The organism is Streptomyces sp. NPDC001717 (assembly GCF_042892775.1).
Lineage (GTDB): Bacteria > Actinomycetota > Actinomycetes > Streptomycetales > Streptomycetaceae > Streptomyces.
In genome coordinates, this window is sequence record NZ_JBIAUK010000001.1 from 719,104 (window position 1) to 742,691 (window position 23,588).

At 71.1% G+C, this 23,588-nt stretch carries 17 protein-coding genes; 10 read left to right on the plus strand and 7 right to left on the minus strand.

Translation table 11 applies throughout. From position 1 onward, the window contains the following. Window positions 1-69: 69 nt before the first annotated feature. The 5 genes from ACFYZL_RS03490 to ACFYZL_RS03510 all read left to right on the plus strand — a co-directional run bounded on the left by ACFYZL_RS03490 (window position 70) and on the right by ACFYZL_RS03510 (window position 5,367). Window positions 70-255, plus strand: coding sequence for an SPOR domain-containing protein (locus tag ACFYZL_RS03490; RefSeq protein WP_360900784.1), 186 nt, complete (start codon window positions 70-72; stop codon window positions 253-255). 64 nt (window positions 256-319) lie between these two features. Further along, window positions 320-772 carry a (deoxy)nucleoside triphosphate pyrophosphohydrolase gene (locus tag ACFYZL_RS03495; RefSeq protein ID WP_384744422.1) on the plus strand — a complete coding sequence of 151 codons (453 nt, stop codon included), beginning with the start codon at window positions 320-322 and terminating at the stop codon, window positions 770-772. Between the two features lie 153 nt (window positions 773-925). Beyond that, complete coding sequence (locus tag ACFYZL_RS03500; RefSeq protein WP_376659338.1) at window positions 926-1,354, plus strand: ATP-binding protein; 429 nt, start codon at window positions 926-928, stop codon at window positions 1,352-1,354. Between the two features lie 173 nt (window positions 1,355-1,527). After that, window positions 1,528-4,110 carry a SpoIIE family protein phosphatase gene (locus ACFYZL_RS03505; protein WP_388675872.1) on the plus strand — a complete coding sequence of 861 codons (2,583 nt, stop codon included), beginning with the start codon at window positions 1,528-1,530 and terminating at the stop codon, window positions 4,108-4,110. A 42-nt stretch (window positions 4,111-4,152) separates the two neighbouring features. Then, the gene (locus ACFYZL_RS03510; RefSeq protein ID WP_384744424.1) at window positions 4,153-5,367 is read left to right on the plus strand and encodes a hypothetical protein; all 1,215 of its coding nucleotides are present in this window, start codon (window positions 4,153-4,155) and stop codon (window positions 5,365-5,367) included. Window positions 5,368-5,484: 117 nt separating this feature from the next. On the opposite strand, the gene ACFYZL_RS03515 is transcribed toward ACFYZL_RS03510, so the two are convergent. The 7 genes from ACFYZL_RS03515 to ACFYZL_RS03545 form a co-directional block, all read right to left on the minus strand. Further along, window positions 5,485-6,204: a PspA/IM30 family protein gene (locus tag ACFYZL_RS03515; protein WP_384744425.1), complete on the minus strand. Its 720-nt coding sequence runs from the start codon at window positions 6,202-6,204 to the stop codon at window positions 5,485-5,487. 53 nt (window positions 6,205-6,257) lie between these two features. Next, on the minus strand, window positions 6,258-8,342 hold the full coding sequence (locus ACFYZL_RS03520; protein WP_388675875.1) for a TPM domain-containing protein: 2,085 nt from the start codon (window positions 8,340-8,342) through the stop codon (window positions 6,258-6,260). A 90-nt stretch (window positions 8,343-8,432) separates the two neighbouring features. Next, a complete protein-coding gene (locus ACFYZL_RS03525; RefSeq protein WP_388675614.1) occupies window positions 8,433-10,403 on the minus strand; it encodes a protein kinase in 1,971 nt (656 codons plus the stop codon). A 65-nt stretch (window positions 10,404-10,468) separates the two neighbouring features. Beyond that, window positions 10,469-11,245, minus strand: a complete 777-nt coding sequence (locus tag ACFYZL_RS03530; protein WP_388675617.1) for a succinate dehydrogenase/fumarate reductase iron-sulfur subunit — start codon at window positions 11,243-11,245, stop codon at window positions 10,469-10,471. Next, entirely contained in the window at window positions 11,242-13,161 is a 1,920-nt protein-coding gene (locus ACFYZL_RS03535) for a fumarate reductase/succinate dehydrogenase flavoprotein subunit (RefSeq protein ID WP_388675620.1), read from the minus strand. The genes ACFYZL_RS03530 and ACFYZL_RS03535 overlap by 4 nt, the downstream gene beginning before the upstream one ends. A gap of 1 nt (window position 13,162) precedes the next feature. Beyond that, the gene (locus tag ACFYZL_RS03540) at window positions 13,163-13,990 is read right to left on the minus strand and encodes a hypothetical protein (RefSeq protein ID WP_384744431.1); all 828 of its coding nucleotides are present in this window, start codon (window positions 13,988-13,990) and stop codon (window positions 13,163-13,165) included. Between the two features lie 96 nt (window positions 13,991-14,086). Next, complete coding sequence (locus tag ACFYZL_RS03545) at window positions 14,087-14,317, minus strand: hypothetical protein (protein WP_384744433.1); 231 nt, start codon at window positions 14,315-14,317, stop codon at window positions 14,087-14,089. A gap of 355 nt (window positions 14,318-14,672) precedes the next feature. Between ACFYZL_RS03545 and ACFYZL_RS03550 the strand changes: the two genes are divergently transcribed. From ACFYZL_RS03550 to ACFYZL_RS03570, 5 genes are all read left to right on the plus strand, one after another. Then, complete coding sequence (locus tag ACFYZL_RS03550) at window positions 14,673-17,192, plus strand: ABC transporter family substrate-binding protein (RefSeq protein WP_384744434.1); 2,520 nt, start codon at window positions 14,673-14,675, stop codon at window positions 17,190-17,192. A gap of 376 nt (window positions 17,193-17,568) precedes the next feature. Further along, window positions 17,569-19,473, plus strand: a complete 1,905-nt coding sequence (typA, locus tag ACFYZL_RS03555) for a translational GTPase TypA (protein WP_384744436.1) — start codon at window positions 17,569-17,571, stop codon at window positions 19,471-19,473. Between the two features lie 429 nt (window positions 19,474-19,902). Further along, complete coding sequence (locus ACFYZL_RS03560) at window positions 19,903-21,540, plus strand: ABC transporter substrate-binding protein (protein ID WP_384744438.1); 1,638 nt, start codon at window positions 19,903-19,905, stop codon at window positions 21,538-21,540. Between the two features lie 174 nt (window positions 21,541-21,714). Further along, window positions 21,715-22,647 carry an ABC transporter permease gene (locus tag ACFYZL_RS03565; protein WP_384583392.1) on the plus strand — a complete coding sequence of 311 codons (933 nt, stop codon included), beginning with the start codon at window positions 21,715-21,717 and terminating at the stop codon, window positions 22,645-22,647. Beyond that, complete coding sequence (locus ACFYZL_RS03570) at window positions 22,640-23,587, plus strand: ABC transporter permease (RefSeq protein ID WP_384744439.1); 948 nt, start codon at window positions 22,640-22,642, stop codon at window positions 23,585-23,587. The genes ACFYZL_RS03565 and ACFYZL_RS03570 overlap by 8 nt, the downstream gene beginning before the upstream one ends. Window position 23,588 lies beyond the last annotated feature (1 nt).

The following is a 23,588-nucleotide window of genomic DNA, read 5'->3' on the forward strand; positions in this document are numbered from 1 at the left end:
CGGGCGTAAGCTCGGGCATATGCGCAATGCGGTTTCCCGGGCAGATACGTCGGCGGAGGGTGAAACGCGATGAACGACAGCGGTGCCCTGCTCCCATGGCTGGTCATACGTCAGGACGACAACGGCAACCGCTACCGGGTGGGCCGGTACCCCACCCGGGCCGAGGCCCAGAAGGTCGCCGACAGCCTCGACGACCGAGGACACAAGCAGCTCTACTGGGTCGAGCGGATCGGCCAGACCGCCACGACGAACTGAGCACGTACCGAGCACATACCGAGCGCGAGCGTCGGTACCCACGGCGCCGGCATAGGCTCCGCCCATGACTGTACGAGTGGTCGTGGGCGGAGCCCTTTGTCATGAGGGGCGCCTGCTGGCCGCCCGACGCAGCGCGCCACCGGAGCTCGCCGGGCGCTGGGAGCTGCCCGGAGGCAAGGCCGAGCCGGGTGAGTCCGTCCCCGAGGCGCTGGTGCGCGAACTGCGCGAGGAGCTCGGCGTCGAGGTCGAGCCGCTGGAGCGGATCCCGGGGGAGTGGCCGCTGAAGCCCGGCCTCGTACTGCACGTGTGGACGGCCAGGTTGCTCGCCGGGGTGCCCGCGCCGCTGGAGGACCACGACGAACTGCGCTGGCTCGGGCCGCAGGAGCTGGAGTCGGTGGACTGGCTCGACCAGGACCGGCCCGCGGTCGCCGAGGCCGGCCGCCGGTTGCGGGGCGTGAGCGGCGAGGGGGCCGGAGACCCGGCGGGGGTCGGCGACGGGCGCGACGGGGGCGCATGACGCTCACGCACTGGGCCGTCCGCGCCACAGTGCGCCGGTGGGCGGGGGTCGGGTGGTACGACGCCTCAAATATCGGGTATGTCGCTATTAGTCCCTATCTCGTCCCTCTTTCGTCACAGACGAACCGGACTGGGGTCGCTGATGGCCCGGGAAGTGATCGGCGTGATCGACACAGACGGTGAGCGTGCCGAATGGGCCTTCCCCGCCGAGCCCGGTGCCGTCCGCACCGCCCGTCACGCCGTGCGCGGCACGCTCCGCGACTGGGGTCTGGAATCCGTGGGCGACGTGACCGTCCTGCTGGTCAGCGAACTCGTCACCAACTCCCTCCGGTACGCCTCCGGCCCCATCGGGGTCCGGCTGGTACGACAGGATCAAGCCGCCGCCGGCCCGGCGGGCGGGCCCGCGCTGCTCGTGGAGGTTTCCGATCCGCTTCCGGATCCGCCCCGGGAACGGGTCGCGCAACCCGACGACGAAGGGGGCCGCGGCCTGCACCTCGTCGCCGCCTCCTCGCAGCGTTGGGGGACCCGTCACGGGAAATCGGGCAAGACCGTGTGGTTCGAGTTGGCTCTTCCTGGTGAGTAACAAGGTGAGATCACGTGACGTGGCTCGAAACTAACGGGACCTTTTTGTGATCGTGAACGCCGTGCCGAGCAGGGCCGTGGTGCTGAATACTGCGGTCATGGCCGGTCCGGTTGCGGTGAGCTGGAGGGGACGGTCGCGTGAGCGAGATACCTGCGCAGGCACATCAGACCAACATGCCTCGCGAGACATGGCACGACGCCCTGTGGCACAGCAGTCCACCTGGCTCGATATATGACTACATAAAGGTCGCATCGTTCTCGATCGGGCCGGACGGGCTCATCGAACAGTGGAGCCTGCGTGCCGAGGAACTCTTCGGGCTGCCCGCTTCCCAGGCCGTCGGCCGGGACCCGGTCGACGCCTTCATGCCGCCCGAGCTCCGGGCCGACGCCCACCGCAGGGTGTCCGAAATCCTCGACGGCAAAGAGTGGACCGGCCTGATCCCGTTCCGGATCCCGGGCGGCGGCGGCGCACACGGGGTCGCGGAGATCTACGTGATGCCGACCCAGACCGAAACCGACGAGCGGGCCGCGCTGTGCGTCGTCGTGGACGTACGCGCGCTGCGGCGCATCGAATCCGATCTTGCGGCTTCTCAGGCGATTTTCGGCCAATCTCCTTTCGGTTTCCTCCTCTTCGGCACCGACCTCACCGTGCAGCGCGCCAACCGCCGCTTCGCCACCGTCTTCGGGGGCGCGGCCGAGGAGCACCGGGGCCGGACCGTCCACGACTACCTGCCCCGCGACGAGGCCGACCGGATGGCCGAGGCACTGCGCCGCGTCCTGGAGACGGGGGACTCCGTCACCGACCTGCGGATCACCGGAGCGGCCCCCGGCAGCCGGGAGAACCGCCACTGGTCCATCAACCTCTACCGGGTGCACGGCGGCAGCGGCCGGCCCATCGGGGTCGCCGGCATCGGCACCGACGTCACCCGCCGCCACCTCGCGGCCCGCGAGGCCGCCGGAGTACGCCGCAACCTCGCCCTGCTCAACGAGGCCGGGCACCGCATCGGCAACTCCCTCGACCTGGAGACCACCGCCCGCGAACTCCTCGACGTCACCGTCCCCGGCTTCTGCGACCTGGCCGCCGTCGACCTCTACCAGGCGCTGCTGCTCGGCGACGACGACCGCCCCGCCCGGCCGCAGGGCCCCGGCGTGCCCAGCCTGCCCGGCCAGGGGCCGGGCCGTGCCCCGTCCGCGGCCCTGCGCCGGGTCGCCTTCGCCTCGGCGGTCTCGGACGCGCCGCTGTCCGGGCCGGGCGCGCTGGTCTCCGTGGGGGAGATCCACCGCTACCCGGCGGCCTCGCCGGGCGCGCTCGCCCTGCGCACCGCGCGGCCCCGGCTGATCGAGGGCGGCGGGGCGGACGACCTCGTGCAGTCCACGCTGGTCGTGCCGCTGGTCGCCCACGACACGGTGGTCGGGCTCGCGCAGTTCTCCCGTACCAAGGGCAGCGAACCCTTCGGCGAACGGGACCGGGCGGTCGCGGTGGAACTCGCCGCCCGGGCCGCCGTGTGCATAGACAACGCACGGCTCTACCGGCGCGAGCACGAGCGGGCGTTGATACTCCAGCGCAGCCTGCTGCCCCCCGGCGACCCGGAGGCCGCCGGCCTGGACATCGCCTGCCGCTACCTGCCCGGCAACGCGGCCACCGAGGTCGGCGGGGACTGGTTCGACGTCATCGAACTGCCCGGCCACCGCACCGCGCTCGTCGTCGGCGACGTCATGGGCCGCGGCCTGCGGGCCGCGGTCGCGATGGGCGAACTGCGGACCGCCGTACGGACCCTCGCGCTGCTGGACCTCGAACCGGCGGAGGTGCTGGCAGCGCTCGACGAGATCGCGCGCGGCCTCGGCGCCCCCGGCGGATCCCAGCAGGCCTCCCGTGCCGCGCTGCACTCGCGGGACGCCGACCGCTCCGAGGTGTACCTCGCCACCTGCGTGTACGCCGTCTACGACCCGGTGACCCGGCGCTGCACCATCGCCAACGCGGGCCACATGCCGCCGGTGCTGGTGGAGCCCCCGGACGAGGCCGGCAAGCCGAGGCCGGCGCTGCTGCTGGAAGTACCGCCGGGCATGCCGCTCGGGGTGGGCGGCGAGCCCTTCGAGGAGGTCGAGGTGGAACTCCCCGAGGGCGCGTTGTTGGCCCTCTACACCGACGGCCTGGTCGAATCCCGCGACCACCCCCTGGAGGAGGGCCTGCGGGGCCTGCGCGAGGCCCTCGCCGACCCGGTCCGCCCGCTGGAGGACGTCTGCGACCACGTCCTGAACACCCTCGACACCCGGCACGGCGAGGACGACATCGCCCTCCTCATGGCTCGGGTGCAGGGCCTGCCGATCGACGCCGTCGGCGACTGGCAGCTGCCGAGGGAGGCCCGCTCGGTGGGCCGCGCCCGGGAACTGGCCCGGGCGAAACTGCCGGCGTGGGGCCTGGAGGGTCTGCTGGACACCACCGAACTCCTGGTCAGTGAACTCGTCACCAACGCCCTGCGCTACGGAGAGGGCGAGATCAGACTCCGCCTGCTCCTCGACCGCACCCTGGTGTGCGAGGTCTGGGACGCGAACCTGGTCCAACCCAGGCGGCGCCGGGCCCGCGACACGGACGAGGGCGGCCGGGGCCTGCAACTGGTCGGCCTGTTGTCGGCGGGCTGGGGCACGCGGCGGACCCACCGGGGCAAGACGGTGTGGTTCGAACTCCCCCTGCCGGGGGCGACGGCGGAGGCGGTGGCGGAACTCTCGGCGGAGCAGCTCCTGAACATGTACGGATAACGAGTGGCGGGTGCCGCGCCGCGGCGGGCAGGGTACGGGGCGATGAGTGACGAAGACACGACCCCGTACGCCCACCACGACTCGCTGCGCGGGCTGCTCCAGCGAGGCCGCGGCCTGGGCGCCGTACGGGCCGTCCAGGACCCGGCGGCGGCCGCGCCGCACGTCTACGAGGTGATCCGGCGGGACTGGCGCTGGGACGGGAGCGACCACCGCGCGCTCTACCACGCACGACTGCTCCGGGACCTCGGGCTGTCCCCCGCACCGGTGGTGGCGCAGCTCACGGCCGCAGACGGGGGCGACTGCGTGCTCGCGATCGAAGTGCTGGAACTGCTCGCCGTCGCGGGATCCGAGGAGGCGAGGGACGGGCTGCGGGCCCACGTACGGGAGGGCGCGCACTGGATCGACGTACTGGAATCGGTCGCCGACGTCTGGCCCGTCGAGTGGTGGGAGGACCTGGGCGAGGTCGCCCGGTCCCGGATGGGCCGGGAAGCGCAGCCGCCATGGCCGTGCGAGCCGTGGATCCGCTTCGGGATCGAGACGCAGGTCTTCCGGGCCCTGCCCGCGGCGGACTTCGGTGACCGGAGCGACGAACAACTGCTCGGCCTGCTGGCCGACCCCCGTGGTGCCGACGGCGACAAGGTGGCCGTGCTGCGCGAACTTGCCCGACGTACCCCGAACGAAGGACTGATCCCGCTCGTGCCCGGGCTCGGCACCTCGGACGGCCGACGACCGCTGCCCGTCCTCGCCCGCGCCGTCGAGGGTCTCGGCGCCCTCGCCGTGCCCGCCGCGCGGAGGTGGGCCCAGGACGGGCGGGAGTGGTTGGCCGGGCTGGGGGCGGACGTACTGCGCGATCACCTCGGCCCCGAGGTGATCCCGCAGCTCGTGGCGGAACTGGCGGAGCAGTGGCGGGAGCGGACCTGGTGCGGCCCCGACAGGACCGCGAAGCAGCTTGCCCGCTTCGGTCCGGACGCGGCCGGGGCCGTGCCGGTGCTGCGGCGGTTCTGGCTGCACACCCCGCACTCCTGGGAACGGCCCGCCTATCTGGAGGCGCTCGCCGCCATCGACCCGGACGGCCTGGATTACACGCACACCGAGTCGCTTTGGGACTGCGAGGAGGAGGCGCGGCTGTCGGCCATCGCGCGGGCGCCGGGCGGCCGGGAGAACGTGGCCCGGATCGAGGTCCTGCGGGACGACCCGATGGAGTCCCCCGAGGTCCGCACGGCCGCCGCCGTCCGCCTGGCCGGTCCCCGTGGCTGACCGCCGCTGCCGGGGCGCTGCCCCCGGGAACGGTGGAAGAGGGGTCCCCCGGACGGAGTCTGGGGGACGGTAGGGGACGGGCCCCGCGCAGCGGCGGCCCCGCCCCCACCGGGAGGGTCAGGCCGCTCGGGACTGCTTGAGTGCAGCGAGCCTGGCCTCGATCTCCGACGTCTTGCCCAGGTCCTCCAGGGACTCGAACTGCGCGTCCAGGGAGGACGCGGCCAGTTCCTGCTTGCCCAACGCCATCGCCTCCTCCCGCCGCACCTTCTCCTCGAAGCGGTGCAGATCGCTCGTCGGGTCCATCACGTCGATGTTCTTCACCGCGTCCATCATCGTGTTCTGCGCCTGCGCGGTCCTGGCCCGCGCCACCAGCTCGTCCCGCTTCGCCTGGAGCTCCGTCAGCTTGTTCTTCATCGAGTCCAGGCCCGCCTTGAGCTTGTCCACGACCTCCGTCTGGGCGGCGATCGTCGGCTCCGCGGTCTTCGCCTCCTTCTCCGACTGGATCTGCCGGCCCAGCGCCACCTTCGCGAGGTTGTCGAACTTGTCGGCGTCCGCCGCCGCGCCCCCGGCCCGCAGTTCGTCGGCCTTCTTGCTCGCCGCGAGGGCCTTGGCGCCCCACTCGGCGGCGGCACCCACGTCCTCCGCGTGGTCCGCCTCCAGCATCCGGAGGTTGCCGATCGTCGTCGCGACGGCCTGCTCCGCCTCCGAGATGTTGTTCGTGTAGTCGCGGATCAGCTGGTCCAGCATCTTCTGCGGGTCCTCGGCCTGGTCCAGCAGGGCGTTGATGTTGGCCTTGGCGAGCTGGGTGACGCGGCCGAGGATGGTCTGCTTGCTCATCTGGTTCTCTCCTGGCTGAGGGTGATGGTCCTTTGCCGGTGCCGAACGCGAGGTCAGAAGCGGCCACCGCCGCCCATGCGGCCGCGGGTCCCGCCGCCGCCGAAGGAGCCCGGGCCGTTGCCCCCGCCGCCGAAGCCGCCGAAACCCCCGCCCCCGCCCCCGCCGCCGAAGCCCCCGCCCCCGCCCCGCAGGATCTCGCCGAGGATGATCCCGCCGAGCACCGCGCCGCCCCTGCCGCCGCCCCCGCCGGGGCGGCCCGCGTACGGATCCTGGTACGCCCGTACGTCCGCCTCCGCGAGCTCCTGCGCCTGCCGGGCCAGTGAGTCCGCCTGCTGCGCCTCCGCCAGCGCCCCCGCCGGGTCCGACGGGGCCAGGGCCGAGGCCCGCTCCAGGTGCCGGCCCGCCTCCGCCAGCCGGGTGCGGGCCCGGCTGCCGACCGCGCCCCGGGTGGTGGTGACGTAGTCCGTCGCCGCGCCGATCGCGCTGCGGGCCGAGAGCATGGCCTGGTCGAGCAGGGCCGCCGCCCGCTGCCGGCCCGACTCCCGCTCCCGCGCCCCGGCCAACGCCGCGTCGAGGGCCGCGTCGGCCTCCTCGATCCGGCGCAGCGCGTCGATCGGGTCGTACCGGCCGGCCTCCTGCTCCTTGTGCACGTCGGCCAGTACGGCCTCCGCCCGGCCGATCCGGCCGCGCAGGTCGGCCGTGGACGTGCCCTCCGCGGTGCCGGACAGCAGCCCGCGCGCGTCCGCCAGGTCGGTCTCCGTCTCGCTCAGCGCGCCCGGCAGCTTCCCGGCCGCCTCCGCCAGCTCCTGCGCCCGCCGCTCGACCGCGTCGACGAGGGTCGCCGCCTGGTCGACCGCGCCCTCGGCGGCCCTGATGTGCACGGCCGCCTTGCCGTTGTCGCCCGCGTCGAGGGCCGCGTGGGCCAGGCCCAGGTTGGTCGCCGCGAACACCTGCCGGTCCTTGGCCTGTTCGGCGTTGGAGGCCACGGGCGCGGACGCCGAGTCCGCGTACCGCCGCGTCAGCGCGGTCAGCGTCGCCTCGGCGGTGACGGTGCGCCCGGTCAGGTTCAGGTAGTGCTCCTCCACCGTCGCCAGGGCCTGCGGGGCGTTCTTCTCCAGGTCCCGCAGCCGGTCGAAGTCCGCCGACTCGGCGTCCAGCCGCCGGTTCGCCTCGGTGCAGCGGGCGACGATCTCGTCGAGCATCCGCCGCCGGGTCGCGTCGTCCTCCGGGTACGCGTCGTCGAGCTGCTGGCGCAGCCGGAAGGCGCTGGTCAGCTCGCCCTTCGCGTACTGAACGGCCTCCGTGAAGGGGCCGACCGCCTCGTCGCCGAACTGGGCCGAGGCGAAGCCGAGTTCCTCGGTGCTCGTACGGACCGCGTCGTCGGTCTCCACCAACAGCGCCTTGGCACGGCCGTCCAGTTCCGGCAGCGGGAGCCGGTCCGGCGCACCCTCGGGCCAGCCCGGCCCGGTCGTCGTCCCCCGGCCCGCCTGGCCCGACGTCCCGCGCTTGCGGCGGGTGTACGCGTACACCCCGAGCGCACCGGCCGCGCCGACCACGACCACCGGGAGCACGAAGTCCCCGGCGCCGCTCGCGCCGCTCTCCCCGCCCCCGGGGTCGGCGGGGCCGGGGGTGATGGTCGGCGTCGGTACGGGCTGCCCGCCGAGCACCGCGTCGTAGCCGTTTGCCGCACCGATCGCCGCCCCTGCCCAGTCGTTCTGCCTGAGCGGCGGCTCGATGGCGGTGCGCGCCACCTCCGCGAGCTGCTGCTCGGTGAAACCGGAGTCGACGGCGGCCGAATAGGCGTACTGGCGGGCCCCGGTGGCCACGGCCAGCAGGACGTCGTCCTGTCCGAGGCCGTTCTTCTCGGCGGTGGCGTCGGCCCAGCCCTGCGCGGAGCGCCCGGAGAAGTCGTGCACGTAGGTGACGAAGAGCTGGATCTTCCGGTCCGCGTACAGCTTGTCCAGCGCCGCGGTCACGGCCGCCTTCCGGTCGCCCAGCGCGCCGACGCGATCGGTGATCTGCCCCTGCTGCGCAAGGGTGACGGGATCCTCCGCCCGCGCGACCGGAGCCCGCACCACGCCCCAGCCGCCGAGGGCCAGCAGCGCGGCGGCCAGGACGATCAGGGCCCGTACGGATATCTCGCTTGTGGGCGTGCTCGCGGGCTTGCTCTTCGGCGGGATCACATTTGGGAGGGTATGGGCCGTTTCGCGGCTCCGCACCCGGAGGGATCACGGCAGGGCGACCGCCGTGAGCCCGGGCACCGGGAGGACGACGGAATCCCCGTGCAGGACCGCGTCGTGGCGCCGGATCCAGGGGTGATCCCAGCGCCACCGCGGCCGACCCGTGGCGAGGTCGAGCGCGGTCACGAAGGGGTGCTCGGACCCGTTGTTCTGACGAGGGGCGGCCAGCGCACACTTCACGTACAGCAGTTCCCCGCGGATGCCGAGCAGGTCGAGGACACATCTTTCGGTGTGGTACCGCCGGAGGACGTCCGTCTGCCAGATCAGCCGGCCGGACTCGGCCTCGATGGCGAACACCGCGTCCCCCGGCCTCTTCTGGGACGACCCGGCCGCGTACACCACCCCCGGCTGGACCAGGAGGCCCCGGGCCGGGATGCCGAGGTCGAACTGCCACAGCGTCCGGCCGTCGCGCTGGTGCAGGGTGCGCACCCTGCCTCCGGACAACACGTGGACCGGCCCGAGGGGCACGTCCGGGCCCGCCGGCGCCACCGTGGCGTCCGCGCCGGGCGGCCCCGACCACAGGAGCCCGCCGCTCCGCAACTGCAGGCCCGTCATCCGGTTCCGTTCCACGAGTACCAGCGAGTCCGGACCCGTGGCCAGCGTCAGCGAGTCGTCGTACTGCCCACGACGGCTCCAGACCTCCTCTCCCGAGGCCGCGCTCAGGGCCTTCACCACCGTTCGGCCCCCGTACAGAACGAGCCCCGCCGCCACCACGAACGGCGCGAGGGAGTCCTGGTGCGCGAGAGGGCCCACGGCCGTCTCCTCGGGCAAGTCCCGCCACCAGCGCACCCGCCCGTCGGCCGGGTCCCGCGCCAGCAGCCGGACGCCCCGCCCCTCCCGCCGCTCCACCGCGACGAACACGGAGCCGTCCGCGGGGTCCGCCGCCAGGGCCACCGTGGTCCGCCCGGTCAGTGCCGGCGCCCGTACCCCCGCGTCCGCGTCCGCCGTCCAGAGGGGCGTCCCGGAGTCGGCCCGCACGAAGCCCACCTCGTTCCCCGTCCGCCAGGCCACGCCGTCCCCGGCCGGGCGCAGGGAGGCCGACCTCACCGGGTTGGACCACCGGGTCGCTCCGGCCGGTGTCCCGGCGTCGACCGCCTCCCGCACGTACCGGGCGGTGGCGGTGGAGGTGACGGTGGCGGTGGCGGTACTCGCGCCCTCCACCGCCCGCAGGGCGTCGGCCACGGCCTTCGCCGACGCCGGCCGATCCGCCGGGTCCTTCTCCAGCAGGGCCCGCACCAGCCCGGCCACCGCGGGGGCCACGGCGAGCGGTGGCGGCGGATCGTCGACGTGCCGGCGCATCAGCACGAACGGGGACCCGTCCGTGCCGAACGGCGGCTCCCCGCTCAGGAGGGCGTACAGCACGCACCCCAGGGCGTACAGGTCGCAGCGGGCGTCCACGTGCCGGCCCAGGCACTGCTCGGGTGCCATGTAGGGGATGGTGCCCATCGCCTGCCCGGTGACGGTCCAGCCCGCCGTGGCGTCGGCGGAGTGCGCGATGCCGAAGTCGCAGATCTTGATCCGGCCGCCGGGCAGCAGGAAGAGGTTCGCGGGCTTCAGGTCCCGGTGCACCACGGCCTGCTCGTGCGCGGTGGCCAGGGCCTCCGCCGCCTGGGCGGCCAGGCCGAGAGCCGTGTCGACCGGCAGCCCGCCCCGCTCGCGGGCCAGCACGCTCCCGAGGTCCTCGCCGGACAGGAGCTCCATGACGATGAAGAGCCGCCCGTCCTCCTGCCCCACGTCGTGCACCACCGTGATCCCCGGGTGCTGGAGCCGGGCCCCGATGGTGGCCTCGCGCCGGAACCGGGCGACGTACTCCTCGCCCCTCGCCGCCTCCAGCAGCACCTTGACCGCGACGGACCGGCCCAGCTGCAGGTCGTGGCCGCGCCACACCTCGCCCATGCCGCCCTGCCCGAGCCGCCGGTCCAGTCGGTACCGGCCACCCAGCTGATCCCCAACACGCACCGCGAAGCCCCCTGACATCACGTCAATCGACGCTCTCCCAGGGGGCATTGTGTACCTCGCGGAGGCTACTGCGGATCGGAACGCCGCCGGATCCTGCTGCCGAGCCACACCAGCGGGTCGTACTTGCGGTCCACCGCCCGCTCCTTCAGCGGGATCAGCGCGTTGTCGGTGATCTTGATGCCTTCGGGGCAGACCTCCGTGCAGCACTTGGTGATGTTGCAGTAGCCGAGCCCGTGTTCCTCCTGCGCGGTGCGCTTGCGGTCCAGTCCCGCCTCCGCCGCCGCGTCCAGGGGGTGCATGTCCAGCTCCGCCACCCGCATCAGGAAGCGCGGGCCGGCGAAGGCGGGCTTGTTCTCCTCGTGGTCACGCACCACGTGGCAGGTGTCCTGGCACAGGAAGCACTCGATGCACTTGCGGAACTCCTGCGAGCGCTCCACGTCGATCTGCTGCATCCGGTACGCCCCCGGGGCCACCCCCTCCGGCGGCACGAAGGCCGGGACCTCCCTGGCCTTCCGGTAGTTGAAGGACACGTCCGTGACCAGGTCCCGGACGACCGGGAAGGCGCGCAGCGGTGTGATCGTGATCGTCTCGGACCGCTCGAAGGTCGACATGCGCGTCATGCACATCAGCCGCGGTCGGCCGTTGATCTCCGCGCTGCACGAGCCGCACTTGCCGGCCTTGCAGTTCCAGCGCACGGCGAGGTCCGAGACCTGGGTGGCCTGCAGCCGGTGGACGATGTCGAGGACCACCTCCCCGTCGTGCACCTCGACGGTGAAGTCCCGCAGTTCCCCGCCCTCCGCGTCGCCCCGCCAGACCCGGAAGCTCGCGTCGTACGTACTCATTCGGTGAGCTCCTCTTCGGCGAGGTACTTGGCCAGCTCTTCCTTCTCGAAGAGCCCGAGCAGGTCGGGACGGATGGGCTCGGTGCGCACCCGGGTCAGTTCGATCCGGTCGGCCGCGGGATCCTCGGGCACCGGGTCGACCGGCCGGCACAGCAGGTTCACCGGGCGCCAGCTCCGCTCCATCGTCGGGCAGTCCTCGCGGGTGTGCCCGCCCCGGCTCTCGGTGCGTTCCAGGGCGGCGCGGGCCACGCACTCGCTGACCAGCAGCATGTTGCGCAGGTCCAGCGCGAGGTGCCAGCCCGGGTTGAACTGCCGGTGCCCCTCCACCCCGGCCCGGGAGGCCCGCTCGCGCAGGCCCGCCAGCTTCTCCAGGGCCTCGGACATCTCGCCCGCCCGCCGGATGATGCCGACCAGGTCGTTCATGGTCGTCTGGAGCTCCTGGTGGAGCGTGTACGGGTTCTCCGCGCCGTCGGCGGCGTGGAACGGGGCCAGCGCCTCGGCGGCCGCCGCGTCGATGCCCTCCTGGGAGACGGTGGGGCGGGCGTCACCGGCGGCCGCGGCGTGCTCCGCCGCGTGCAGCCCGGCCCGGCGGCCGAAGACCAGCAGGTCGGACAGGGAGTTGCCGCCCAGCCGGTTCGAGCCGTGCATCCCGCCGGCGACCTCGCCCGCCGCGAAGAGACCGGGCACGCCGAGGGTGGCGGCGCTCTCGGAGTCGACGGCGATCCCGCCCATCACGTAATGGCAGGTCGGGCCGACCTCCATCGGCTCCGCCGTGATGTCCACGTCCGCCAGCTCCTTGAACTGGTGGTACATGGACGGCAGCCGCCGCCTGATCTTCTCGGCGGGCATCCGCGTCGACACGTCGAGGAAGACCCCGCCGTGAGGAGAGCCGCGGCCCGCCTTCACCTCCGAGTTGATGGCCCGCGCCACCTCGTCGCGCGGCAGCAGCTCGGGCGGACGCCGGTTGTTGTCCGGGTCCTCGTACCAGCGGTCGCCCTCCTCCTCCGACTCGGCGTACTTCTCCTTGAACACGTCGGGGACGTAGTCGAACATGAACCGCTTGCCCTCGGAGTTGCGCAGCACCCCGCCGTCACCGCGGACCGACTCCGTGACGAGGATGCCCTTCACGGAGGGCGGCCAGACCATGCCCGTCGGGTGGAACTGCACGAACTCCATGTTCAGCAGGGGCGCGCCCGCGAGCAGGGCCAGTGCGTGGCCGTCGCCGGTGTACTCCCAGGAGTTCGAGGTGGTCTTGAAGGACTTGCCGATGCCGCCCGTGGCCAGGACCACCGCGGGGGCCTCCAGCACGAAGAAGCGGCCGGACTCGCGTTCGTAGCAGAAGGTCCCCGAGACCCTCTCTCCGTCCTTCAGGCTGCGATCCTTCAAAACCCGCGTGACCGTGCACTCCTGGAAGACCTTGAGCCGGGCCTCGTAGTCCCCGTACTCCTTGAAGTCCTCCTGCTGGAGCTGGACGACCTTCTGCTGGAGGGTGCGGATCAGCTCCAGGCCCGTACGGTCGCCCACGTGCGCGAGGCGCGGGTACTCGTGCCCGCCGAAGTTGCGCTGCGAGATCTTCCCGTCGGGCGTGCGGTCGAAGAGCGCGCCCCAGGTCTCCAGCTCCCAGACCCGGTCCGGGGCCTCCTTCGCGTGCAGCTCGGCCATCCGCCACTGGTTGAGGAACTTGCCCCCGCGCATGGTGTCGCGGAAGTGCACCTGCCAGTTGTCGTGCTCGTTGACGTTGGCCATGGAGGCGGCGATCCCGCCCTCCGCCATCACCGTGTGGGCCTTGCCGAACAGGGACTTGCAGATCACGGCCGTACGGGCGCCCCGCTCGCGCGCCTCGATCGCGGCCCGCAGCCCGGCGCCACCCGCGCCGACCACGACCACGTCCCACTGCTGCCGGTCGACTTGAGCCATGTCAGAAAAACCTCGGGTCTGTGAAGGCGCCGGTGGCGAGCAGGTACACGTAGAAGTCGCACAGGGCCACGCTGATCAGGGAGGCCCACGCGAGCTGCATGTGGCGGGTGTTGAGCCGGCTGACCCAGCCCCACAGCCGGTAGCGCACCGGATGCTTGGAGAAGTGCTTGAGGCGGCCGCCCATGATGTGCCGGCAGGAGTGGCAGGACAGCGTGTAGGCCCAGATCAGCGTGATGTTGACCAGGAACAGCACGGTCCCGAGGCCCATGTGGCCCCACTCGTGGTTCTCGTCGCGGAAGGTCAGCGCGGTGTCGTAGGTGAGGATGCCCGCGACCGGGAGCGCCGTGTAGAAGAAGTAGCGGTGCGCGTTCTGCAGGATCAGCGGGAAGCGGGTCTCGCCCGTGTACTTCGCGTGCGGTTCCGCGACGGCGCAGGCCGGTGGCGAGGCCCAGAAGCCCCGGTAGTAGGCCTTGCGGTAGTAGTAGCAGGTCAGCCGGAAGCCGAGCGGGAAGATCAGGATCAGCAGGGCGGGGGAGAGGACCCACCAGCTGCCGAAGAGGTCCCAGTTCGGGCCGCCGCTCATCTCCTGGCAGTTCTCCGCGAGACACGGGGAGTAGAAGGGCGAGACGTACGGGGCCGCGTAGTAGTCGGCGTTCGAGAAGGCCCGCCACGTCGAGTAGACGATGAAGGCGAGCAGCCCGGCCGCGGTGCCGGCGGGGGCCAGCCACCACCGGTCGGTGCGCAGGTGCCGGGCAGAGATCGCGGCCCGCGAGACGTCGTGGACGCCGGCGGGCCGCCGCTGCTGGGGTGGTTCCGTGCCTGTGGCCAAGGGTGACTCCGGGTGGAGTGATGAGGGGTGGCCCAGGAGGCCCGGCCGCGGGGCGGCCGGGCCAGATGGGGTGTCGTGTGCGGGGGATGCGGGTGGTCAGGGGGCGCGGCGGTCGCGGGCGCCGAGGCCCTCGTCGTCGACGTCCTGCCACAGCGTCGCGTCGTACGGGGTGTCCGGGACCGTCACCATGCGGGACGGGTCCGGAGCGGTCGCCGGCGTCGAACTCCCGGGCTTCTGGCGCCGGGCCTGCTGCTCGAGCTGCTCGACCTTGCGGGTCAGCTCGTCCAGGTTGCGTCGTACGGCGGTCAGATCGTCTTGCAGGGACATGATGTGACCTCACTTCCGCAGAGTGCGGTGGCAATGGCAACGCTCATGTGCGCCTGCGAGTGTCGCGCTTCGCGTCCCCGGTTGTGAAGGGACGTGCAGCGATTGCGGGCGCGCAGGCGTGAACTGTGCGCCCCTCCCTGCCCCCCATTCTCATCCCTCTGCCGGGCGAACGCTCCTTCGGCGCGCAAACCGCATTGGTCCGCACGGGTGGGGTTCGCGGCGTGGCGAGGGGCCGGTGCGAGGGGTGTGGCGGGATGTCGATTTCAGTGGTTTTCGGCAACCGGTGTGATCAGCTCCATATACCGCCGAACGTGATCATGCGTCCCCCCACGTCCCGCCCCCGGAGGTACCACCCATGTCCCAGAGAAGGCGCAGGTCCTTGGCGCTGCTGACCTCGGGAGTCCTCGCGCTGCCGCTGCTCGCGGGCTGCGGTGCGGGGGACGACGAGGGCGGCCCGGCCGCCGCCGGACAGGACATCGCCGCGACCAAGCGCGACCAGGTCGCCGACGGCGGAACCCTGCGCTGGGCGGTGGACCGCATCCCGGACACCCTGAACTCCTTCCAGGCCGATGCCGACGCCACCACCACCCGGATCGCCGGGGCGGTGCTGCCGCAGCTGTTCGTCCTGGACGCCAGGGGGCGTCCGGTGGCCAATCCCGACTACCTGGAGAAGGCCGAGGTCGTCGAGCGGGAGCCCAAGCAGGTCGTCCTGTACAAGCTGAACCAGCAGGCCGTGTGGAGCGACGGCCGCGAGATCGGCGCGGCGGACTTCGTGGCGCAGTGGCGGGCCCTGAACGGCAAGGACTCGGCGTACTGGACCGCCCGCAACGCCGGCTACGAGCGGATCGAGAAGATCGAACGGGGCAAGACCGACCTGGAGGTCAAGGTCACCTTCGTCAAGCCGTACGCGGACTGGCGCTCCCTGTTCACCCCGCTCTACCCCAAGCAGGTCACGGGCACCCCGGACGCCTTCAACGAGAGCGCCCGGGGCACGCTCAAGGCGACCGCCGGGCCCTTCGCGCTGGGCGCGGTCGACAAGAAGACGGGCACGGTGGCCCTGACCCGCAACCCGCGCTGGTGGGGAGCCCCGACCAAGCTGGACTCCCTGGTGCTGACGGCCGTGCCCCGGGCGGACCGGCCCGCGGCGCTGGCCGAGGGCAAGCTCGATCTGGCCGAGATCGACCGGGCGGGCGCCGACCGGATCGCCCTGGCCCAGAAGGAGGCCGCCGCCGAGGAGGCCGCCGGCAAGGGCGGCTCCGGCAACGGCGCCCCCGCCGAGGGCACCGCGGCCGAGACCGGCGCCGGCGGGGCCCCGGCGCACGGCCCGGCCGCGGCGCTGACCCCGGCGCAGGCCACCCTGTCGTGGGCGAACGCCTTCGGCGCGGACGAGGCCAAGGCCGCGGCCGAGAAGGAGAACCGGCAGAAGCACGCCGAGGCGGTGAAACGGTACGCCGGTGAGCAGACGGCCCTGCGGACCTTCACCGTCCGCAAGTCCCTGGAGCCCGCCTACACGCAGCTCGCCATGAACGGGGCCTCCGGCCCGCTCGCCGACGAGCGGGTGCGCCGGGCGGTCGCCCGGGCCCTGGACCGCAAGCAGATCGCCGAGCTGGTGCTCAAGCCGCTCGGCCTGCCCGCGAAGCCGGTGGGCAGCCACGTGGCGCTGGCCGGGCAGCGGGCGTACGAGGACAACAGCGACTCCCTCGGCGGCCTGGACACCAAGGCGGCCCAGGCCCTGCTCGCGGACGCCGGCTGGCGCCTCGGCGGGAAGATCACCGAGCCGGCCGGCGCCAAGGCCGGCCCCGAGAGCGAGAAGCAGGACGACTCCAAGACCCCCGCGACCCCCGCGACGCCCTCGACCGCCTCGGGTCCGGGCACCGGCAACGACGGCCTCTACATCGTGGGCCAGGACGACCAGAACAACGGCGAGCTCCACTCGGCCGCCTCCGACCTGCGGGCGGTGACCACCTCCGCCGCCCGCCGGGAGCACCAGGGCACGCTCGGCAGCCGCCCCGAGGGCCCCGAGGGCCACAGCGGCGACGGAGCCCTGGCCGCGGACGCCGCCGGGTACGGCCCCGACGGGGAGATCGTCGACGCCGACGTCTTCGCCCCGGGCGCGGCCGGGGTCCGGCCCTCCCCGGTGCTGGCCCCCGCCCCCTTCCGGGCCCAGCAGGAGAAGTCCCTGCTCGCCCAGGCCGCCGGGATGACCGCCGTCGAGGACGGCAAGCGCGGCCCGGCCCGTGACGCGGAGGCCGCCGAGCCCCCGGCCCAGGGCTCCCCGGCCCCGGCCAAGCAGGCCGTGCGCAATTCCGGCTCCGTGCTGGCCAAGGACGGCAAGCCGCTGACCCTGCGCTTCGTGGTCCCGGCGGGCGCGGGCTCGGAGTCCCTGCGCACGGTGGGCGAGCGGATCTCCCAGGAGCTCCGGAAGATCGGCGTGAACACCGAGATCACCAAGGTCGCCGACGAGAGCTTCTTCAAGGACCACATCGCGTCCGGTCAGTACGACCTGGCCCTCTACTCCTGGCCGGCCACCGCCTACCCCGCCACCGACGCCCGACCCATCTTCGCCAAGCCGGAGCCGGCCGCGGACGGCTCGCTGCTCGTCGAACAGAACTACACCCGGGTCGGCACCGACCAGATCGACCAGCTCTTCGACCAGGCGCTCGGTTCCCTGGACGAGGACGAGTCCCGCGACCTGATCCGCAAGGCGGACGCCCGGATCTGGGCCGCGGCCGGCTCCATCCCGCTCTACCAGCGCCCCGAGCTGGTGGCGGTCAAGCCGGGCCTGGTCAACGCCGGTGCCTTCGGTCTCGGCGCACCCCGCTTCCAGGACATCGGCTGGAAGAAGCCGCCGACCGCCAAGGACAAGAAGAAGTGACCCGGCCCACCAAGCGCGGTCCACGAAGGCCGGCCCAAGAAGTGGTGACAAAAAGGTGCCTGTCCGGTTGACCGGAGGGTGGCAACCTCAGATGTGACTCAAGTCCCTTGCCCGCCGGATCCCCGGCGGGCAAGGTCTTGGCACACCCACTGATCTGCCCGTTGACCCGCGTGATTACCGGCAGGACCGGCGGCCGAGGCACCCCACCCCGCACTCGGCCGCGCTCATGCGTCCGGCCTCTTGACAGACCCCCCGGCAGGCGGTTCCCGCTGCGCGACGTACCATGGGGTAAGGCCGTGGCAGGTTTTCGCCCGGCCGAGGCGAGCGTGCCGGACCGTACGCGACGCCATCCACTTATCCCGGGAGAAGCGCCGAAGTGCCCACGCGCCACGACATCCGTAACGTCGCCATCGTCGCCCACGTCGACCATGGCAAGACGACCATCGTCGATGCCATGCTCAAGCAGGCCGGTGCCTTCGCCGCCCACCAGCAGCTCGACGACCGCATGATGGACTCGAACGACCTGGAGCGTGAGAAGGGCATCACGATCCTCGCCAAGAACACGGCGGTGAAGTACCACCCCAAGGACGGCGGGGCCCCGATCACGATCAACATCATCGACACCCCCGGCCACGCCGACTTCGGTGGTGAGGTCGAGCGCGGTCTGTCGATGGTGGACGCCGTCGTCCTGCTGGTGGACGCCTCCGAGGGTCCGCTGCCCCAGACCCGCTTCGTGCTCCGCAAGGCCCTCCAGCAGCGCAAGCCGGTCATCCTCTGCATCAACAAGACGGACCGCCCGGACTCCCGGATCGACGAGGTCGTCAACGAGACGTACGACCTGTTCCTGGACCTGGACGCCGACGAGGACCAGATCGAGTTCCCGATCGTCTACGCCTGCGGCCGTGACGGCATCGCCTCGCTGACCAAGCCGGAGGACGGCACCGTCCCCGCCGACAGCGAGAACCTGGAGCCGTTCTTCTCCACCATCCTGGAGCACGTCCCGGCCCCGACCTACGACGAAGAGGCCCCCCTCCAGGCCCACGTCACCAACCTGGACGCCGACAACTTCCTCGGCCGCATCGCGCTGCTCCGCGTCGAGCAGGGCGAGCTGCGCAAGGGTCAGACGGTCGCGTGGATCAAGCGTGACGGCACGATCTCGAACGTCCGCATCACCGAGCTGATGATGACCGAGGCACTCACCCGCAAGCCCGCCGAGGTCGCCGGCCCCGGTGACATCTGCGCGGTCGCCGGTATCCCCGAGATCATGATCGGTGAGACCCTGGCCGACCCGGAGAACCCGATCGCGCTGCCGCTGATCACGGTGGACGAGCCGGCCATCTCCATGGTCATCGGCACCAACACCTCCCCGATGGTCGGCCGCGGCGGCTCCGGCAAGGGCGCGGACGCCAAGGCCGCGGTCAAGGACCGCAAGGTCACCGCCCGCCAGGTCAAGGACCGTCTGGACCGCGAGCTGATCGGTAACGTCTCGCTGCGCGTCCTCGACACCGAGCGTCCGGACGCCTGGGAGGTCCAGGGCCGTGGTGAGCTCGCGCTCGCCATCCTGGTCGAGCAGATGCGCCGCGAGGGCTTCGAGCTGACCATCGGCAAGCCGCAGGTCGTCACCCGCGAGGTCGACGGCAAGGTCCACGAGCCGGTCGAGCGCATGACGATCGACGTGCCCGAGGAGCACATGGGCGCCGTCACGCAGCTCATGGGTGTCCGCAAGGGCCGCATGGACAACATGTCGAACCACGGCTCCGGCTGGGTCCGCATGGAGTTCGTCGTTCCGTCCCGCGGCCTCATCGGCTTCCGTACGGAGTTCCTGACCCAGACCCGCGGCACCGGCATCGGCCACTCGATCCACGAGGGCCACGAGCCGTGGTTCGGCCAGCTGGTCACCCGCAACAACGGCTCCCTGGTCGCCGACCGCGCCGGTGCGGTCACCGCGTTCGCGATGACCAACCTCCAGGAGCGCGGTGTCCTGTTCACCGACCCCGGCACCGAGGTGTACGAGGGCATGATCGTCGGCGAGAACTCCCGCGCCGACGACATGGACGTGAACATCACCAAGGAGAAGAAGCTCACGAACATGCGCTCCTCCTCCGCGGACACCTTCGAGGCGATCGTCCCGCCCCGTAAGCTCTCGCTGGAGCAGTCCCTGGAGTTCTGCCGCGACGACGAGTGCGTCGAGGTGACCCCCGAGGCCGTCCGCATCCGCAAGGTCGTCCTGGACCAGAAGGAGCGCTCGCGCACCGCTTCGCGCGCCAAGTCCGCGAAGTAACGGCACGTCGGTCCTGACGGGCCGAGGCGTCACCGAACAGCCCCTCCACCACGTTTCGTGGGGAGGGGCTGTTGGCGTTTGTCAACCGGATTGTTGCGTTCCAGTGTCCGCGGTGTCCGTATAGCGACCGTGACACTCCGGAAGATGGATCAACCGTCCGTTTCGCACGTGTCTGTCTCCTATCCGTTTGTCCGGATTTCGGGTTTTCGCCATGCGGTGATGTTGTGAAAACGAGACCACTTAAGTGTGGTTTACGGTCAGGCCGTCCCCGAGGATTGGCTCCATTGAGCTCGGGTCAATGGGTCACGCGCTGTGGGGAGCGCCGACTCACGAGCACACTCGGGGCACTGTTCAACTCGCCGTCAGGGGTGTCGGCGAAACGTCCATGTGTCCCGCACATCAAACAGTGGACTCATGAGGAGGAAACCCATGCGCGGTGCCAAGAGCGCCAAGTGGGTAGCGGGCGCGATCGTCGTCGCCCTGGCTGCGACCGCCTGCGGTGGCAACGACAAGGGCGACGCCGCCGGCAAGGGTGAGGTTGACCCGAACGGCATCTACTCCGTCGAGGTGGGCGAGCCCGAGAAGCTCCTCCAGCCGGCCGACACGATGGAGTCCAACGGCTCGATCGTCATGTCCGGGCTGTTCTCGCAGCTCGTCGACTACGACGCCGACGGCAAGCTGACCATGGTCAACGCCGAGTCGGTCGAGTCCAAGGACAGCAAGCTCTGGACCGTCAAGCTCAAGCCGGGCTGGACCTTCCACGACGGCACCAAGGTGACCGCCGACTCGTACGTCAAGGCCTGGAACTGGGCCGCGAACATCGAGAACAAGCAGGGCAACGCGTCCTGGTTCGCGGACATCAAGGGCTTCGAGGCGCTCCACCCCGAGGCCGAGGGCGCCAAGCCCACCGCCCAGGCGATGGAGGGCCTGAAGGTCGTCGACGAGAACACCTTCACCATCGAGCTCGCCAACGCCGTTCCGTACTTCGCGTACAAGCTCGGCTACGAGGTCTTCTCCCCGCTGCCCGAGTCCTTCTACAAGGACCCGAAGGCCGCCGGTGAGAAGCCGGTCGGCAACGGCCCGTACAAGTTCAAGTCGTGGGAGCACAAGAAGCAGATCGAGCTCGCGCGCTACGACGACTACAAGGGCGAGAACAAGGCGAAGAACGGTGGTGTGATCCTCAAGAACTACTCCACCCTCGAAACCGCCTACGAGGACCTGAAGTCGGGCAACGTCGACGTCCTGCGTCAGATCGGCCCGAAGGACCTCCCGGTCTACCGCAACGACCTCGGCGACCGCGCCGTGGACCAGGCGTACTCCGCGATCCAGACCCTGGCCATCGCCTTCTACGCCGACCAGTGGAAGACCCCGAAGCCGGTCGACCCGAAGGTCATCCAGGGCCTGTCGATGGCGATCGACCGTGACACCATCACCAAGACCGTGCTCCAGGGCACCCGCGAGCCCGCCACGGGCTGGGTCGCCAAGGGCGTCCTCGGCTACACGCCGAACGCGACCGGTGACGTCACCAAGTTCAACCCGGCCAAGGCCAAGGAGCTCATCGCCGCGGGCGGTGGCGTTCCGAACAACGAGATCTTCATCCAGTTCAACTCGGATGGCGGTCACAAGGAATGGGTCGACGCTGTCTGCAACAGCATCACCCAGGCCACCCAGGTCAAGTGCACCGGCGACGCCAAGCCGGACTTCCAGGCCGACCTCCAGGCCCGTAAGTCCAAGCAGGTCAAGTCGATCTACCGCTCCGGCTGGGTCCTCGACTACCCGGTCAACGCCAACTTCATCAGCGACCTGTTCCGCACCGGCGCGGGCGGCAACCAGGGTGGCTTCTCCAACGCCGACCTGGACGCCAAGATCGCCGCTGCCGACACCGCCGCGTCCCTCGACGAGTCGGTGAAGGCCTACCAGGCCGTCGAGAAGGACCTGGTGAACTACATGCCGTCGATCCCGCTCTGGTACTACAAGGTCAACGCGGGCTTCTCGGAGAAGGTCCAGAACGTGAAGTACGCCCAGGACGGCGACCCGATCCTCGAAGGCGTCGAGGTCAAGAAGTAAGTCCCACAGCGTAATTCCGCTCGACGGATGCGGGCCGGCGGGGAGCCGGCCCGCATCCGGGCCTAAATGCAGAGCCCCGGGGGGCCCTTTCGCGACGCAGTGACGGTTCGTCACGCGCGTGCGTGGCGAAAGGGCCCGTCCGGCTGCCTCTGCCGCATCTTCTACGGAGGCATGATGGGGCGCTATGTCGCACGACGACTGCTCCAGATGATTCCGGTCTTCTTCGGGACGACCGCGCTCATCTTCTTGATGGTCTACAGCCTGCCCGGCGACCCCGTGGCCGGGCTCTTCGGTGACAAGGGAACAGACCCGGCCACGCTCGCCGCACTCAGGCACGAACACGGGCTCGACCTGCCGGTGTGGCAGCAGTACTTCAACTACATGTACGACATCCTGGTCCACTTCGACTTCGGCAAGCAGATCCGAAGCGGACGTGAGATCACGGACGTCATCGGTTCGGCTTTCCCGGTCACGCTGCGACTGGCCTTCCTGGCCTTCGCGATCGAGATCGTCCTGGGTCTGGCCCTGGGGATCGTCGCCGGCCTCAAGGCCGGCAAGCTGGTGGACAACCTGGTCCTGATCCTGACGCTGCTGATCATCTCGATGCCGGTCTTCGTGCTCGGCTTCATCGTCAAGTCGGTGTTCGCCTTCCAGCTCGGCTGGATCGACCCCAACGTCAGCAACAAGGAGACGTGGGGCGAACTCATCGCGCCGGCCATCGTGCTCGGATCGTTGTCGCTCGCCTACGTGGCCCGCCTGACCCGCACCTCGATGGCGGAGAACCTGCGCTCGGACTACATGCGCACGGCCGTCGCCAAGGGCCTGCCCAAGCGGCGCGTCATCGGCGTCCACCTGATGCGCAACTCGATGATCCCCGTCGTGACCTTCCTGGGCACCGACATCGGTGCGCTCATGGGCGGCGCCGTCGTCACCGAGGGCATCTTCAACGTCAAGGGCGTCGGCGGTCTGATCTACGACTCGGTCGTCCGCCGCGAGGGACTGACCGTCGTCGGTGTCGTCACCGTCCTGGTCGTCGTCTACCTCATAGCCAGCCTGCTCGTCGACCTCCTCTACGCGGTCATGGACCCGAGGATCCGGTATGCCTGACATGACCAAGACCGAAGCCGTCTCGACCGAGGGCGCCCTCGCCCCCGTCGACGCGATCGCGCCCGCCACCCAGGAGAAGGCGCGCAGCCTCTGGGGCGACGCCTGGTCCGACCTTCGTCGCAACCCGTACTTCGTGGTCTCCGCGGCGCTGATCCTCGTGCTCCTCGTGATCGCGGCCTTCCCGGGCTGGTTCACCAGCGCCGACCCCACCAAGGGCGACCTGGTCCACCACTTCCTCGGCAAGCCGGAACTCGCCCAGGTCGGTTCGCCGGACTGGCTCGGTTACGACGGCCAGGGCCGCAGCGTCTACGCCCGCCTGATCTACGGCACCCGGGCCTCGATCATCGTCGCCACCTGCGTGACCCTGATCGTCACCCTCGTCGGCGGCATCACGGGCATGATCGCCGGTTACTTCGGCGGCCTCACGGACACGCTGATCTCCGGGGTCACCAACATCTTCTTCGGCATCCCCTTCCTGCTCGGCTCGATGGTCGTCCTCCAGGCCTTCACCGACCGCACGGTGTGGACGGTCGTGGGCGCCCTGGCCTTCCTGGGCTGGACGCAGATCACCCGCGTCATGCGCGGTTCGGTCATCACCGTGAAGCAGGCCGACTACGTGCACGCCGCGAAGGCGCTGGGCGCCGGCACCTCCCGGATCCTGTTCCGGCACATCCTGCCGAACGCCATGGCCCCGGTGATCGTGGTGTCGACGATCGCGCTCGGCGGCTACATCGCGGCCGAGGCCACCCTGTCCTACCTGGGTCTGGGTCTCGCGTCCCCGACCATCTCGTGGGGTGTGGACATCTCCGCCGGTGCCGCGCAGATCCGAGTGGCGCAGCACATCCTGCTGTACCCCTCGATCATGCTGAGCATCACCGTCCTCGCCTTCATCATGCTCGGCGAAGCGGTCCGCAACGCCCTCGACCCCAAGCTGCGCTGAG